Raw genomic sequence first — 15,552 nt, forward strand, 5'->3', positions numbered from 1 at the left:
CGGCGGCGGCACGGGTCGGCGCGGGGAGGGCATGGCGTCGATTGTGCCCTGCGGCGACGCCACCAGCCCGGACGTGCGTCGGGCGGGTCGCGGAGCCGGCGGGGACGCCGGAGGCCGGCCACCCCGTGGGGTGACCGGCCTCCGGTCGTCGAGCGGGACCCGGTCGGGTCAGCCCTGGCGGAACCGCGGGAAGGCGGAGCGCCCGGCGTAGCGACCGGCGTCGTCCAGCTCCTCCTCGATGCGGAGCAGCTGGTTGTACTTGTTGATGCGCTCGCCACGGGCGGGGGCACCGGTCTTGATCTGGCCCGCGTTGGTCGCGACGGACAGGTCGGCGATGGTGGTGTCCTCGGTCTCGCCGGAGCGGTGCGAGGTCATCGTCGTGAAGCCGTTGCGCTGCGCGAGCGTCACCGCGTCGAGCGTCTCGGTGAGCGTGCCGATCTGGTTGAGCTTGACCAGCAGCGAGTTCGCGGACTTGAGCTCGATGCCCTTGGCCAGACGCTCCGGGTTGGTGACGAACAGGTCGTCGCCGACGATCTGCACGCGGTCGCCGACCTCGGCCACGAGCTGGGACCAGGTGCCCCACTCGTCCTCGGACAGCGGGTCCTCGATGGAGACCAGCGGGTAGTCGCGGACGAGCTGCTCGTAGTAGGCGACCATCTCCTCCGGCGTGTGGGCGCGGCCCTCGAACTGGTAGGCGCCCTCCTTGAAGAACTCGGTCGACGCGACGTCGAGCGCGAGCGCGACGTCGGTCCCGGCCGTGAAGCCGGCCTGCTCGATCGCGACGAGGATCAGGTCGAGCGCGGCACGGTTCGACTCGAGGTTCGGCGCGAAGCCGCCCTCGTCGCCGAGGCCCGTCGCGAGGCCCTTCGACTTCAGCACGGACTTGAGCGAGTGGTAGACCTCGGTGCCGGTCCGGAGCGCCTCGCGGAACGTCGTGGCGCCGATCGGGGCGACCATGAACTCCTGGATGTCGACGTTGGAGTCGGCGTGCGACCCACCGTTGAGGATGTTCATCATCGGGACGGGCAGGACGTGCGCGTTGGGGCCGCCGATGTAGCGGAACAGCGGCAGGTCGGCCGAGTCGGCCGCGGCCTTCGCGACGGCGAGCGAGACGCCGAGGATCGCGTTGGCGCCGAGCTTGCCCTTGTTCGGGGTGCCGTCGAGGTCGATGAGCGCGGCGTCGACGAGACGCTGCTCGGTGGCCTCGAAGCCGATGAGCTCGGGGGCGATGTCGTCGATGACCGCGTTCACGGCCTCCTCGACGCCCTTGCCCAGGTAGCGGGACTTGTCGCCGTCACGGCGCTCGACGGCCTCGAACGCGCCGGTCGACGCACCCGAGGGCACGGCAGCGCGGGCGATGGTGCCGTCGTCGAGGGCGACCTCGACCTCCACGGTGGGGTTGCCGCGCGAGTCCAGGATCTCGCGGGCGCCGACGGCCTCGATGCTGGCCATGGGTGCTCCTTCGACGAGCGGGTGGGTTTACGACCTCACCCTAGTGGGGTGCACGGAGGACCGTGCTGGGACGTCCGGCCTTGGACACGGCTGCGCCGCGCGGGTAGGGGTCGCCCCCGTCCCCCGCGCGGCGCAACGCCGGTGCTCCGTCTGCGGTCAGCGCACCACGCATGCCGTGCCGTCGAGGCTGGCGGCCGTCGGGTTCGCGGCCGGCGTCGCCGTCGACGTGCCGATGAACCCGAACGTCGTCGACCCGCCGCTGGCGGCGAGCCGGGAGTTCCACGAGAGGTGGGTCGCGGTGACGGTGCTGCCCTGCTGCGTCGCGGTCGTGCTCCACGCCTGGGACAGGCGCTCGCCCGCGCCGAACGTCCAGCGCACGGTCCAGCCGTCGACGGCCTCGGGGCCGTTGTTGATGACGGTCACCTGCCCGACGAACCCGCCCGGCCAGGCGCTGCTCACCTGGTAGTCGACGACGCACGCTCCGCCGGACGTCGGCGTCGGGGTGGGTGTCGTCGGCGTCGGGGTCGGCGTGGTGGGTGTGGGGGTCGGCGTCGTCGGCGTCGGCGTCGGCGTCGTCGGCGTCGGCGTCGTCGGGGTGGGGGTCGGCGTCGTCGGGGTGGGGGTCGGCGTGCCCTCGACGCGCGACGGGTCGACGAGCCCCCAGTAGGCGGGCTTGGCCGTGAGCGTGCCGTCGAAGAGCAGCGGCGCGGCGCCCGACCGCAGCCACGTGCGGCTGTCGTCGAGGCCCCAGAGGGTCACCGACTCGAGCGACGACGCGTGCTTCTTCAGCATCGCGAACACGTCGCGGTAGTAGTACGCCTGCTCGACCAGCCGGGACTGCGGCGGCGTGGTCCAGGACTCCCCCGACGACCGGTACGACGACACGTCGAGCTCGGTCACGGCCTGCGTCACGGGCAGCGCCTCGAAGGCCGTGATCGTGTCCTCCATGCCGGAGATCGACCGCCCGACCTCGACGTGCAGCTGGTGGCCGACGCCGTCGACGGGCACGCCCTGCGCGAGCAGGCTCTTCACGAGCGACAGGTAGGGCGCGCGCTTGTTCGAGAACTCGGTGTTGTAGTCGTTGATGAACAGCAGCACCTCGGGGCCGAACGCGGCGCGCGCGTAGCGGAACGCGTCCGCGATGTACGACGGGCCCAGCACGCGGTACCACTCGCTGCGCCGCAGGCCGTCGGGCTGGCTCTCGTCGACGACCTCGTTGACGACGTCGAACGCGAAGATCGGGTTGCCCGCGGTGCCGTACTCGCCGTACGTCGTGCGGAAGTGGTCGGCGAGCGTCTGGATGTGCGTCTGCAGCCGCGACCGCAGGACCGCCTGGTCCTCGGCGCTCGTGGTGAGCGCGGACCCGTCGGCGCGCTGGAAGAACCACGCCGGCGTCTGCTGGTGCCACAGGAGGGTGTGCCCGTAGACGCGCAGGTCGTGGGCGACCGCGTAGTCGACGATCTGGTCGGCACCCGCGAACGTCCAGGTGCCCTCGGCGGGGTGGGTCGCGTCGGGCTTCATCGCGTTGCCCGCGGTGACCTGGCCGAAGTGCCGCAGCAGCAGGTCGGAGCGCGCGCCGAGCGTCTCGGGTGCCTCGACGGCCGCACCGAGCGGGAACGACGTCGCCCACGTCTGCTTGAGTGACGGCAGCGTGAGGTCCGGCGTGAGTGCCGTGCTGGTGACGAGGACGTCGTCGAGCAGGAGGTCCGTGAGCGAGCCCGTCGTCTCGACGTAGAGCGACGCGGTGGCGAACGGGCCGGGCGTGTAGGAGCCGGTGACCTGCGACCAGGAGCCAGAGGTGACGCCCTCGGCCGTCGCGATCGTCTCGTAGGCCGTGCCGCTCGGGTTGTCGCGCTGCGCGGACAGCCGCACGCCCGCGGTCCCCGACGATCCCGCGGGCAGCCGCACCCACGCCGAGACCGTGTAGGTCGTGCCGGGCTCGAACAGGTCCGTGACGTCGCGCGTCGCGCCGTTCCACGACGCCGTCCGGCCCGTCACCCGCAGGCTCTGCGTCCCGCGCGGGGCGTCGGTGCCGTCGACCGCGACGGTCGCGGCGCCCCGCCCGGCCCAGCCGGCGGCGCCCGACTCGAAGTCGGCGCTCAGCACCGTGACCGCGGCCGCCGCCGCGGGCTGGGCGCGGAGCGCGGCGAGCACACCGGTGAGGACGAGCGCGAGCGCGGCGACCAGGACGGTCGCGGTGCGCAGCGGCGTGCGGGCGCCGGGGTGGGGCATGAGCGGGGAGCTCCTTCGCGACAGGCGGCGGGGGCGCGCGTGACGCTACGGAGCGGGCGGGTCGGCGGTCCAGGTGTGAAGCGTTTCGACGGCACGTCCCCGCAGGTGGGCGCGGGGACGTGCCGTCGGCCGGTCAGACGGCGTGGACGATCTTCTCCGTCTGCTCCTTGGCGTCGCCGAAGAGCATCGCGGTGTTGTCGCGGAAGAACAGCGGGTTCTGCACGCCCGCGTACCCGGTGGCCATCGAGCGCTTGAAGACGACGACCTGCTTGGCGTGCCACACCTCGAGCACGGGCATGCCGGCGATCGGCGAGCCGGGGTCGTCGAGCGCCGCCGGGTTGACGGTGTCGTTGGCGCCGATGACGAGCACGACGTCGGTGTCGCCGAAGTCGTCGTTGATCTCGTCCATCTCGAGCACGATGTCGTACGGCACCTTGGCCTCGGCGAGCAGCACGTTCATGTGCCCGGGCAGCCGTCCGGCGACGGGATGCACGCCGAACCGGACCTCGACGCCGCGCGCCCGCAGCTTCGCGACGAGCTCGGCGACGGGGTACTGCGCCTTCGCGACGGCCATGCCGTAGCCGGGCGTGATGACGACGCGCTTGGCGTCGCGCAGCAGGTCCGCGACGTCCTGAGCGGACATCTCGCGGTGCTCGCCGTAGTCCCGGTCGACCGCGGCGACCGTGCCCTCCTCGGCCCCGAACCCGCCGAGGATCACGCTGACGAACGACCGGTTCATCGCCCTGCACATGATGTAGCTGAGGATCGCACCGGAGGACCCGACGAGGGCGCCGGTGACGATGAGCAGGTCGTTGCTCAGCATGAAGCCCGCGGCCGCCGCGGCCCACCCGGAGTACGAGTTGAGCATCGACACGACGACGGGCATGTCGCCCCCGCCGATGGACGCGACCAGGTGCCAGCCGAGCGCGAGCGCGACGACGGTCATGAGCAGCAGCGGCACGATGGACGGCGCCGCGACGAACCACCCGCCCAGGCCCGCGCTGACGACGAGCGCGACGAGGTTCAGCGTGTTCCGGCGCGGCAGCATGAGCGGAGCCGACGCGATCCTCGCCGAGAGCTTGAGGTAGGCGACGACCGAGCCGGTGAACGTCACCGCACCGATGAGGACGCCGAGGAACACCTCGACGAGGTGCACGGGGTCGGCGGGCTCGGTGAGGTACGAGTTGAACCCGACCAGCACCGCGGCGAGACCGACGAAGCTGTGCAGGATCGCGATGAGCTCGGGCATCTGCGTCATCTCGACGCGGCGCGCCTGCCACGTGCCGACCGTGAGGCCCACGAGCAGCACGGCCGCGATGAGCGCCGCGGTGACACCGACCTCCCGCTCGCTGCCGTCGAGCGCGAGCGCGACCGTCGCGGCGAGCGCGAGGCCCATCCCGGCCATCCCGGACAGGTTCCCGCGGCGTGCCGTCTCCTGCCGGGACAGCCCGGCCAGCGACAGGATGAACAGCACCGCGGCGACGAGGTAGACCGCCTGCGCGACGGACGTGAGGGACATCAGGCGTCCTTCCGGAACATGCGGATCATGCGGTTCGCCACGAGGAACCCGCCGAAGATGTTGACGCTCGCGACGGCTGCAGCGACGCACGCGAGGACCGTGACGACCCAGTCGTCGGACCCGATCTGCAGCAGGGCGCCGACGAGGATGATCCCGGAGATCGCGTTGGTCTGGGCCATGAGCGGCGTGTGCAGCGAGTGGCTGACGTTCGAGATGACGTAGTAGCCGACGAACACGGCGAGCACGAACACCGTGAAGTGGCCGAGGAACGCGGCGGGCGCGAACGAGACCGCGAGCGCGACGAGCACGGCCGCGAGCGCGAAGGTCACCGTCCGGCGCTGCGTGCGGCGCTCGGCGAGCGCGTGCGCGGCAGCCTCGGCGGCGGCGATCTCCTCGAGGCTCGGCGCGGTGTCGGCGGGCGGCGGCATCGCGGCCGACACGGCGACGGGCGGCGGCGGCCACAGCACCTCGCCCGCGCGCGTGACGGTCATGCCGCGTTGGACCGGGTCGTCGAGGTCGAGGACGAGCTCGCCGTCCTTGCCGGGCGTGAGGAGCTGGAGCAGGTGCACGACGTTGGTGCCGAACAGCTGCGACGTGTGCTGCGGGAGCCGCCCCGCGAGGTCGGTCCAGCCGAGGATCACGACGCCGTTCTCCGTGACGACCCGCTCTCCCGGCACCGTGAGCTCGCAGTTGCCACCGCCCGACGCCGCCAGGTCGACGATCACGCTGCCCGGCCGCATCCCGGCGACCATCGCCGCGGTGATCGTCCGCGGCGCGGTGCCGCGCACGAGCGCCGTGGTGATGACGACGTCGGCGCCGGCCGTCTCGGCGGCGTACACCGCAGCGGTCGCGGCCTCCTGGTCCTGCGTCAGCGCGGAGGCGTACCCGTCCGCGCTCACCTGCTGCTGCGCGGACTCGGCCCGCACGAACGTCGCGCCCATCGACTCGATCTGCTCGCCGACCTCGGGCCGGACGTCGAACGCGCGCACCTGGGCACCCAGGCTGTCCGCGGCACCGATCGCCGCGAGGCCCGCGACGCCCGCGCCGATGACGAAGACCTTCGCGGGCGGCGTCTTGCCCGCGGCCGTGACCTGCCCGGCGAACATGCCGCCGTACTCCTGCGCGGCCTCGACGACGGCCCGGTAGCCGGCGACGTTCGAGAGCGTCGAGAGCACGTCGAGGCTCTGCGCGCGCGAGATGCGCGGCACGGCGTCGAGCGACAGGGCCGTGACGCCGCGCGCGGTGAGCGCGTCGACGAGGTCGGCCCGGCCGCCGGGGTTGAGCATCGCGACCAGGACCGCGTCGGGCCGCAGCCCGGCGACCTGCTCCACGTCCGGGGCGCCCACCGCGGTGACGACGTCCGCTCCCCACGCCTGCGCGGCGTCGACCGTCGTCGCGCCCGCGGCCTCGTAGGCGGCGTCGTCGAACGTCGCGCCTGCGCCGGCACCGTGCTCGACGAGCACGTCGTAGCCGAGCGCGCGCAGCTGGGCGACGGTCTTGGGCGTCGCGGCCACCAGCCGCTCGCCGGGTCGCGCCTCGCGCGGCACCCCGATGGTCGTCACACGTACCTCCGTCGGTTCGAGCGGCCGGGTCGTGCCCGGTCACGGTGCAGAGCGTACCCGGGAAAGCGCCTTCCGACGCGAGACCTTCGTCCGGGAAGGAACCCGATCCTTCTGCCAGCATGCCCCAGCCGCGCAGGTGGCAGCGCGACCCCGCAGCCTGCGCCCTCCGGACGCCGCTCGCGTGGAGGAGGTGTCGCGCGGAGCGCGACAGACGCTCCACGCCAGGCGGCCCGCGGGGTCAGAGGCCCGCCGCACGGTGGCCCTGCTCCCACGCGGCCGTCGTGCGGCGCAGCTCGCCCTCCGCGTCGAGGTTCGCCGCGCGCGCCTCGGCGACGAGGGCGAGCAGCCGGTCGCCGAGCGGTGCGTCGGGCGCCGCCGCCGGTACGGACACGTCGTGGCCCGCACGCTCCGCCCGCGAGACGAGCTTCTGCGCCCGCGCGAGCGCCCCGAGCCCGAGGGGCACGCCGTCGAAGACCGACGCGCGCTGCTTCTCCGCCCGCTTGGCGCGGTCCCACGCGACGTGCTGCCCCTCCTCGTCGTGGACCGCCTCGGCGTCGCCGAACACGTGCGGGTGCCGCCGGACGAGCTTCGCGACCAGGTCCCCTGCGACGTCCTGCACGTCGAACGGGTCGTCGGGGTCCTCCTGCGCGATGCGCGCGTGGAAGACGACCTGCAGCAGCAGGTCGCCGAGCTCCTCGCGCAGCCCGGCGCGGTCGTCGGCCTCGACCGCCTCGGCGAGCTCCGCGGCCTCCTCGAGCGCGTACGGGACCAGCGAGCGGTGCGTCTGCTGCGCGTCCCACGGGCAACCGCCGGGCGACCGCAGCCGGTCCATGACGGCGACCAGGTCCGCGAGCGCGTCGTCGTGCGCGCCGGGCGGGGCGCTCACCTCGGCCCGACCCGTCAGGACGCCGACGGGCTGGGCTCGGGGGCGGGCGCGGTGCCGTCGCTCTCGACGCCGCCGGTCGCCGGCGCGACGATCCACGGCCGAGTCGTCGGCGGGAGGATCGTGTTCACGTCGTCCGTCGTGCCGAACCGGGGGTTGACCTCGACGTCGAGCTTCGCGATGCGGTCCTGCGCGTCACCGAGGACCTCCTGCGCGTCGGCGAGCTCCTGCAGACGCGTGTACGCGAGCGAGTAGCGCGCGACGTCGAGCGACGGCTGCGAGAAGGTCGTGTCCGCCTCCGGGTCGCGCTGCTTGGCGACCGAGTCCAGCAGCTCGGCGGCCTCCTCCTCGGAGACGCCGACGCCGTTCTCCTCGGCGATCGCGACGATCGTCGGCTCGTGCACGAGGACCGTGAGCACGTTCGCCGGCGACACGTCCTGCAGGTAGGGCCGCAGCTCGTCGGACGCGACCCGCACGTCGGACGTGGGGATCGCCGTCCCGTCGACGACCGCCGCCGCACCGGGCTGTCCCGCGCACCCGGCGAGCACGCCCGCGGCCACACCGCCGGCCAGCACCACACCGACCCGTCGCACGCCCGTACCCGCACGCCACTGCACCGCCACCAGGGACCTCCCGCGTCGTCGCTCGTCGATCGGCGTCATCGTAGGCGGTCCGGCCGTGCATCCCGCATCCCTCCCCCGACGGGCTCGCCCGCAGAAGACACTTTCCCGATCGGCAAGTCATCCGTAGACTTGCCGACATGGAAAACGACCTGGACGGCGCGGTGCCCTCGCCCCGACCGACCCCGGCGGAGGCGCGCAGCGCGCTCGCCGACCTCGCGGCCGACCGGGCGTCGCTCGCCGCGCGCGTCGTCACGCCCTGGTGGTACCACCCGACGCTCGGCGCGGTCGTCGCGCTGATCGTCTGCACGCAGGCCCTCCCGTCGCCCGCGTCGCTGGTCCTGCTGCCCGTCGCGCTGTTCGGGCTGCCCGCGCTCGTCGTGCTCTACCGCCGGCGCTACGGGGTCTGGGTCGCCGAGCCCGCCGGCCCGCGGTCGCGTGCGCTGTACCGCGCGCTGATCGTCGTCCTGGTGCTCGTCCTCGCCGCCACGCTGGTCGTCCGGCTCACCGACGTCGCGTACGTGTGGGCGCTCGTGCCCGCCGCCGTCGGTTTCGTCGCGGCCGTCGTCCTCGGCCCCTGGTACGACGACGCGCAGCGACGCGAGCTCGCCGCGGAGCACCCGCACGCATGACCGGCGAGGTCGTCCCGGCCTTCGACGAGGTCGTCCACGCGCCCGCCCGGCTGCGCATCGCCGGAGTGCTGCGACGCGGCACGGAGCTCGAGTTCGCCGTGCTGCGGGACACGCTCGGGCTGACCGACACGAGCCTGTCCAAGCACCTGCGCGTGCTGACCGACGCCGGCTACGTGAGCGTCCGCAAGGAACGGTCGCCCGCCCGCGCCGACGCGCGCCGGCTCACGTGGGTCACGCTGACCCCTGACGGGCGACGCGCGGTCGAGGCGCACCTCGCCGCGCTCGCGGAGATCGCCCGCGGCTGACCGCGCACGACTGCTCGACGACGTCCTGCGGGTCGACCCGGGCCACCGGGCGACCGGAGCGTCAGCGGCCGCCCGTCCCCACGCTCGCCGCCGCCGCGACGTCGCCGAGCACGACCGCGTCGACCAGCTGGCGCGCCCACGCGAGCAGCTCGCGCCCGTGCAGAGGCCGCCCGCCGATGCGCGCGGTCGTCGGGAACGGCACGAGCACCGTGCGCGTCGCGGGCTTGAGGATCGACCCCGGGTACAGCCGCTTGAGCCGCAGCTGCGCGGACTCGGCCAGCTCGACCGGCGCGAACCGCACGAACTTGCCCTGCGCGGTGACGTCGGTGAGCCCGGCAGCCCGCACCTTCTGGCGGAACTCGGCCACCTCGAACAGGTTGTCGACGGCGGCGGGAACCGCGCCGTACCGGTCCGCGAGCTCGGCCCGCACCTCGCCGAGCGCCGTGGCGTCGGCGGCCGCCGCGATCTTCTTGTAGGCCTCGAGACGCAGGCGCTCGTGCGCGATGTAGTCGTGCGGGATGTGCGCGTCGACGGGCAGCTCGATCGTGACGTCGGGCAGCTCCTCCGGCTGGTCGCCGCGGAACGACGCGACGGCCTCGCCGACCATGCGGATGTACAGGTCGAAGCCCACGCCCTCGATGTGCCCGGACTGCTCGCCGCCCAGCAGGTTGCCCGCGCCGCGGATCTCGAGGTCCTTCATGGCGACCGCCATGCCCGCGCCGAGGTCGGTGTTCGCGGCGATCGTCTGGAGGCGGTCGTGCGCGGTCTCGGTGAGCGGCTTCTCCGGCGGGTAGAGGAAGTACGCGTACGCGCGCTCGCGACCACGGCCGACCCGGCCGCGGAGCTGGTGGAGCTGCGACAGGCCCAGCAGGTCCGAGCGCTCGAGGATCAGCGTGTTGGCGTTCGAGATGTCGAGGCCCGTCTCGACGATCGTCGTGCAGACCAGGACGTCGAACCTCTTCTCCCAGAAGTCGACGATCACGCGCTCGAGCTGGTGCTCGTTCATCTTCCCGTGCGCCACGGCGACGCGGGCCTCCGGCACGAGCTCCGTGATCCGCGACGCGGCGCGCTCGATCGACTCGACCTTGTTGTGCACGTAGAACACCTGGCCCTCGCGCAGCAGCTCGCGACGGACCGCCGCGCTGATCTGCTTCTCGTCGTACGCGCCGACGAACGTGAGGACGGGGTGCCGCTCCTCCGGCGGGGTGGCCAGCGTCGACATCTCCCGGATTCCCGTCACGGCCATCTCGAGCGTGCGCGGGATCGGGGTCGCGCTCATCGCGAGCACGTCGACGTTGGTGCGCAGCGCCTTGAGCGTCTCCTTGTGCTCGACGCCGAACCGCTGCTCCTCGTCGATGATGACGAGCCCGAGGTCCTTGAACCGCACCTCGCCCGTGATGAGGCGGTGCGTGCCGATGACGATGTCGACGGACCCGTCCGAGAGGCCCGCGACGACCTCCTTCGACTCCTTGTCCGTCTGGAACCGCGACAGCGCCTTCACGGTCACGGGGAACGCGGAGTACCGCTCGGAGAACGTGTCGAGGTGCTGCTGCACGAGCAGCGTCGTCGGCACGAGGACCGCGACCTGCTTGCCGTCCTGCACGGCCTTGAACGCCGCGCGCACCGCGATCTCGGTCTTGCCGTAGCCGACGTCGCCGCAGACCAGGCGGTCCATCGGAACCGCCTTCTCCATGTCGGCCTTGACCTCGTCGATCGTCGCGAGCTGGTCGGGCGTCTCGACGTACGCGAACGCGTCCTCGAGCTCGCGCTGCCACGGCGTGTCCGCGCCGAACGCGTGCCCCGGCGTCGCCATGCGGGCGCTGTAGAGCCGGATGAGCTCCGCCGCGATCTCCTTGACCGCCTTGCGCGCGCGGCCCTTCGTCTTGGCCCAGTCGCCGCCGCCCATCTTGTTGAGCGTCGGCGCCTCGCCGCCCACGTACTTCGTCACCTGGTCGAGCTGGTCGCTCGGCACGAACAGCCGGTCGCCGGGCTGGCCGCGCTTGCTGCTCGCGTACTCGATGACGAGGTACTCGCGCGTCGCCGCGTTCGCGCCGGTCCCGATCGTCCGCTGCACGAGCTCGACGAACCGCCCCACGCCGTGCTGCTCGTGCACCACGAAGTCCCCGGGCCGCAGCTGGAGCGGGTCGACGACGTTGCGCCGCCGGCTCGGCATGCGCCGCATGTCCCGCGTGCTGCTGCCCGCCCGGCCCGTGAGGTCGGCCTCCGAGAACACGGCGAGCCGCAGCGGCTCGGCGACGAAGCCCGGCCCGGCAGGTGCGGGCACGACGAGGACGACCCCGCCCTCGGGCCGGTCGTCGACCGACGTCACGAGCCGTGCCGGGACGTCCGACGCCTTGAGCTGCTCGACCATGCGCTGCGCGGGCCCGTGCCCCTCGGTCGCGAGCACCAGGTGCCAGCCCTGCTGCTGCAGCGTGCGCACGTCCGCGACGGCGCGGGCGACCTCCCCGCGGTACCGCTCGATGTCGCGCGCCGCGACGACGACGGTGTGCCCGTCGGCGGCCAGGTCGTCCGGCAGCGCCCGGCCTGCGGCGGGTGCATCGCCCGCGTCCGCGCCGGGCGCACCCGCTGCGACCGCCGCGTCGGCGTCCAGCGTGAACGGGCTGAGCGTCCACCAGCCGAGGCCGCGCACGGCGGAGAGCGCGCGCACCTCGGCGAACGACGCGAACGACGCGGCCGACAGGTCGAGCGGCGTCGCCGCGCCCGCCGCGGCGGACGTCCACGCGGCGGCCAGGAACTCCTCGGTCGTCGCGACCAGGTCGTGCGCACGACGCCGCACACGCTCCGGGTCGGCGACGACGAGCAGCGCGTCGTCGGGCACGAGGTCCAGCACGGGCACCATGCGCTCGACGAGCGCGGGCGCGAGCGACTCCATGCCCTCGACGGCGATGCCCTGCGCGAGCTTGTCGAGCATGTCGACCGCGCCCGGCAGCCGCTCCGCGAGCGACGCCGCGCGCTCGCGCACCGCGTCCGTCAGCAGGATCTCCCGGCACGGCGGCGCCCACAGCCCGTGCTGGGCGACCTCGAGCGAGCGCTGGTCCGCGACCGAGAACCAGCGGACCTCCTCGACGTCCTCGCCCCACAGCTCGATGCGCAACGGGTGGTCGTCGGTCGGCGGGAACACGTCGAGGATGCCGCCGCGCACCGCGAACTCGCCGCGCTTCTCGACCATGTCGACGCGCTGGTAGGCCGCCGCGACGAGCCGCTCGGTGAGGTCGTCCAGGTCGACGCGGTCGCCGACCGCGACCGCGACAGGCTCGAGCTCGCCGAGCCCCTCGACGACCGGCTGCAGCAGCGCGCGCACCGGCAGCACGAGCACCCGCACCGGGCCCGTGGGGCCGTCCGCGGTCGGGTGCGCCAGCCGGCGGAACACCGCCAGCCGGCGGGCGACCGTGTCGGACCGCGGCGACAGCCGCTCGTGCGGCAGCGTCTCCCACGCCGGCAGCACGGCGACCGCGTCGTCGGGCAGGTAGCAGCGCAGCGCGGCCGCGAGCTCGTCCGCGTCGCGGCCCGTCGCGGTCACCACGACGAGCGGCCGCCCCTTCGCGCCCGGTCCCGGCGCGCCGGCCGTCGCGTGCGCGCCCGCGAGCGCCGCGAGCAGGGGCGGTCGCACACCCGCGGGACCGACGACGTCGAGCTCGCCCCGCGCAGGGACGAGCGAGACGGCCTCCGCGAGCGCGGGGTCGTCGAGGAGCGCGGGCAGCAGGCCGGTGAGGTCCATGGTTCCTTCGCGGAGGGCTCGACGGAGCGCTGGTGGCCCGGTCCGGGCACAGCACGAACGCCCCGGATCCGCGTGGATCCGGGGTGCAGCACGAGTCTACGAGCCCCCGCCGACAGCGCTCGCGGGGCAGGTCGGCCGAGGCGGCCGTGCCGGTCGGACGTGGGCCGAGGCGGCCGTGCCGGTCGGCGGCGCCGGCCGTGCGGTCGGGGTCAGCCGACCTCGGACGCGACGAGCTCGTCCGGGCCGTCGATCGCCGCGAGCGCACGCCGCAGCGCGGTGCTCGAGGTGTGCACGGTGTACGGGAAGTAGATGACCTCGACGCCGACCGCTGCGAAGTCGCGCTCCAGCCGGTCGCCCTTGGGCGTGCCGCGCCAGTCGTCGCCCTTGAAGATCACGTCGAACCCGACGCTGCGCCAGGTCTCGACCTTGTCGGGCTGGACCTCGGCGACGACCTCGTCGACGTACGAGATGTGCTTGAGGATCTCCATGCGCTCCGCGAGCGGGATGATCGGCCGGCGGCCCTTGGTGAGCTCGAGCACCTCGTCCGCGACCACGCCGGCGATCAGGTAGTCGCAGCGGCGCTTCGCGTGCCGGAGGATGTTGAGGTGTCCCACGTGGAAGAGGTCGTACGCGCCCGGCGCGTACCCCACGATGCGTGCCATGCCACACCCTCCTGCTGACGAGACGGACCACGGGCCCGCGCCGTCGAGGACCTCCTGTCGCGGGCTGCACTGCCGCAACCCGACCAGCCGACTGTAGAGGGAATCCGCGCAACCCGGACATAGCGCACCGGCGACGTCACCCGCACGAACCGTTTTTCACCCACTTGTCCGGGTCGGCGCCACGATCGTGCCCCTGCGGCGCGGCGATCGGGTGGACCTGCGGCGTCACGGTGGGCCGACCGGGCGAAAACCCACGAGGTTTCACATTTCGCCCACACCGCCACGGCTCTTTCCGAGGCAGGATCGTCGACAATCAAGAGCACTGACCACGGGTGGGGGCAGCTCGGGCGACGGTGATCCCCGGTGGACGTCCTGCACAGGGGTGCACCGGAACGAGAGGGGATCGGCATGGAGCCTGCGGAGTACCTCGCAGCGCTGCGCAAGCACTGGCTGCTCATCGGCGTGCTCGCGGCGCTGGGCTTCGCGGCCGGCTACGCCTACTCGACGACGATCCCGTCGAGCTACCGCGCGACGTCCAGCGTCTACGTCACCGCGACCGGCACGAGCTCGCCCGGCGAGCTCGTGCAGGGGTCGACCTACGCGCTCAACCGCATCGAGAACTACGCGCAGCTCGCGACCAAGCCCTACGTGCTCGACCCCGTGATCGAGCAGCTCGGCCTCGACACCACGGGCCGCTCGCTCGCGAAGTCGGTGAGCGTGTCCGCGCTGCTCAACGCGACGATGCTCGAGATCTCCGTCGTGTCGGGCGACCCCGAGCGCTCGGCGGACATCGCGAACGCGGTCGCCACGCAGCTCGCGGTCGCCGTCGAGGACCTCGAGGGCGACTCGGCCGACGGCGAGCCGAACGTCCAGATCACGCTGGTCGGGCAGGCCTCGCCGCCGTCGTACGCGTTCGCGCCCAACACCAAGCTCAACGCCGCGACGGGCATGGCGCTCGGCCTGATCGCGGGCGTCGTGATCGCGCTGGCCCGCACGCTGCTCGACACCCGCATCCGCTCCATGAAGGACCTGCGCCGCGTCACCGACACGCCCGTCCTGTCGTCGGTGCGCTGGGACAGGAAGAACCGCAAGAGCCCGCTGCTCATGCGCCGCGACCCGTTCGGCGACCAGGCCGAGGCGTTCCGTCGGCTGCGCACCAACCTGCGGTTCCTCACGATCGCCGGCCCCAGCCGGTCGATCGTCGTGACGTCGTCGCTGCCGACCGAGGGCAAGTCGACCGCCGCGATCAACCTCGCGATCGCGATGGCGGAGGGCAACCAGCGGATCCTGCTGATCGACGCCGACCTGCGCCGCCCGTCGGTGCACCGCTACCTCGGCATCGAGGGCGCGGTCGGCCTGACGACGGTGCTCATCGGCGAGGCCACGGCCGAGGACGTCATCCAGCCGTGGGGCGAGGGCTCGCTCGACGTCCTGCCGGCCGGGCAGATCCCGCCCAACCCCAGCGAGCTGCTCGACTCCCCCGCGATGGGCCGCCTGCTGCAGCGCCTCGCGCTGAGCTACGACGTGATCCTGCTCGACTCCGCGCCGCTGCTGCCCGTCACCGACGCGGCCGTCCTGTCGCGGCTCACCGACGGCGCGCTCGTCGTCGTCGGCTGCCGGACCGTGCACCGGCCGCAGCTCTCCGACGCGCTCGCGTCGCTCACCGCGGTCGACGCGCGCGTCCTCGGGCTCCTGCTCAACCAGGTCTCCGCGAAGGCGTCCGGCGCGGTCTACACGTACGGCTCGACGCCGGAGTCGACCGCGAAGGCATGGTCCCTCGGGCAGCGTGGCGGGCGTCGCCGGGCCGGCCGTCGCGGGACCCCGACGCCGAGCGACGCACCGGCGCCGGAGGCCGCTGCAGCGCCGCTGGCCGGACCCGTCCCGTCGGCTCCCGGACAGGCGACCGCGCCCGCGGGCGCGACGGCGCCGAGCACGCACCCCGGCGA

Annotated in this window: 11 protein-coding genes; 3 read left to right on the forward strand and 8 right to left on the reverse strand. The window is 73.5% G+C overall.

Going from position 1 to position 15,552, the window contains the following annotated elements; all coding sequences use genetic code 11:
• Nucleotides 1-168: 168 nt before the first annotated feature.
• The 6 genes from eno to CTKZ_RS00160 all read right to left on the reverse strand — a co-directional run bounded on the left by eno (nt 169) and on the right by CTKZ_RS00160 (nt 8,271).
• Entirely contained in the window at nt 169-1,452 is a 1,284-nt protein-coding gene (gene eno / locus CTKZ_RS00135; protein WP_124341015.1) for a phosphopyruvate hydratase, read from the reverse strand.
• A 156-nt stretch (nt 1,453-1,608) separates the two neighbouring features.
• Nucleotides 1,609-3,684, reverse strand: coding sequence for an endo-1,4-beta-xylanase (locus CTKZ_RS00140; protein ID WP_124341016.1), 2,076 nt, complete (start codon nt 3,682-3,684; stop codon nt 1,609-1,611).
• A 133-nt stretch (nt 3,685-3,817) separates the two neighbouring features.
• Nucleotides 3,818-5,203, reverse strand: a complete 1,386-nt coding sequence (gene pntB, locus CTKZ_RS00145) for a Re/Si-specific NAD(P)(+) transhydrogenase subunit beta (RefSeq protein WP_124341017.1) — start codon at nt 5,201-5,203, stop codon at nt 3,818-3,820.
• A complete protein-coding gene (locus CTKZ_RS00150) occupies nt 5,203-6,765 on the reverse strand; it encodes a Re/Si-specific NAD(P)(+) transhydrogenase subunit alpha (protein ID WP_124341018.1) in 1,563 nt (520 codons plus the stop codon). Before CTKZ_RS00150 ends, pntB begins: the two co-directional genes overlap by 1 nt.
• Before the next feature lie 238 nt (nt 6,766-7,003).
• Nucleotides 7,004-7,651 (reverse strand): nucleoside triphosphate pyrophosphohydrolase, encoded by a 648-nt coding sequence (locus CTKZ_RS00155; RefSeq protein WP_235843097.1) that lies wholly within the window; start codon nt 7,649-7,651, stop codon nt 7,004-7,006.
• A gap of 14 nt (nt 7,652-7,665) precedes the next feature.
• A complete protein-coding gene (locus CTKZ_RS00160) occupies nt 7,666-8,271 on the reverse strand; it encodes a SurA N-terminal domain-containing protein (protein ID WP_124341019.1) in 606 nt (201 codons plus the stop codon).
• Between the two features lie 137 nt (nt 8,272-8,408).
• On the opposite strand from CTKZ_RS00160, the gene CTKZ_RS00165 reads away from it, so the two are divergent.
• Nucleotides 8,409-8,900, forward strand: coding sequence for a hypothetical protein (locus CTKZ_RS00165; protein ID WP_124341020.1), 492 nt, complete (start codon nt 8,409-8,411; stop codon nt 8,898-8,900).
• On the forward strand, nt 8,897-9,205 hold the full coding sequence (locus tag CTKZ_RS00170) for a transcriptional regulator (protein ID WP_124341021.1): 309 nt from the start codon (nt 8,897-8,899) through the stop codon (nt 9,203-9,205). Before CTKZ_RS00165 ends, CTKZ_RS00170 begins: the two co-directional genes overlap by 4 nt.
• A gap of 61 nt (nt 9,206-9,266) precedes the next feature.
• On the opposite strand, the gene mfd is transcribed toward CTKZ_RS00170, so the two are convergent.
• Together mfd and CTKZ_RS00180 are read right to left on the reverse strand one after the other, a co-directional pair.
• Nucleotides 9,267-12,944, reverse strand: a complete 3,678-nt coding sequence (gene mfd, locus CTKZ_RS00175) for a transcription-repair coupling factor (RefSeq protein ID WP_124341022.1) — start codon at nt 12,942-12,944, stop codon at nt 9,267-9,269.
• 209 nt (nt 12,945-13,153) lie between these two features.
• A complete protein-coding gene (locus CTKZ_RS00180; RefSeq protein WP_124341023.1) occupies nt 13,154-13,606 on the reverse strand; it encodes an FAD synthase family protein in 453 nt (150 codons plus the stop codon).
• Between the two features lie 408 nt (nt 13,607-14,014).
• On the opposite strand from CTKZ_RS00180, the gene CTKZ_RS00185 reads away from it, so the two are divergent.
• On the forward strand, nt 14,015-15,552 hold a 1,538-nt coding region (locus CTKZ_RS00185), incomplete at its 3' end, for a tyrosine-protein kinase domain-containing protein (RefSeq protein ID WP_124341024.1).

The organism is Cellulomonas algicola (genome assembly GCF_003851725.1).
In the GTDB taxonomy this organism is placed as follows: Bacteria; Actinomycetota; Actinomycetes; order Actinomycetales; family Cellulomonadaceae; genus Cellulomonas; species Cellulomonas algicola.

What these genes read in the sequence shown, in the direction of transcription:
- eno (WP_124341015.1), bottom strand. Translation starts at nt 1,452, where the DNA reads ATGGCCAGCATCGAGGCCGTCGGCGCCCGCGAGATCCTGGACTCGCGC.
- CTKZ_RS00140 (WP_124341016.1), bottom strand. Translation starts at nt 3,684, where the DNA reads ATGCCCCACCCCGGCGCCCGCACGCCGCTGCGCACCGCGACCGTCCTG.
- pntB (WP_124341017.1), bottom strand. Translation starts at nt 5,203, where the DNA reads ATGTCCCTCACGTCCGTCGCGCAGGCGGTCTACCTCGTCGCCGCGGTG.
- CTKZ_RS00165 (WP_124341020.1), top strand. Translation starts at nt 8,409, where the DNA reads ATGGAAAACGACCTGGACGGCGCGGTGCCCTCGCCCCGACCGACCCCG.
- CTKZ_RS00170 (WP_124341021.1), top strand. Translation starts at nt 8,897, where the DNA reads ATGACCGGCGAGGTCGTCCCGGCCTTCGACGAGGTCGTCCACGCGCCC.
- mfd (WP_124341022.1), bottom strand. Translation starts at nt 12,944, where the DNA reads ATGGACCTCACCGGCCTGCTGCCCGCGCTCCTCGACGACCCCGCGCTC.
- CTKZ_RS00180 (WP_124341023.1), bottom strand. Translation starts at nt 13,606, where the DNA reads ATGGCACGCATCGTGGGGTACGCGCCGGGCGCGTACGACCTCTTCCAC.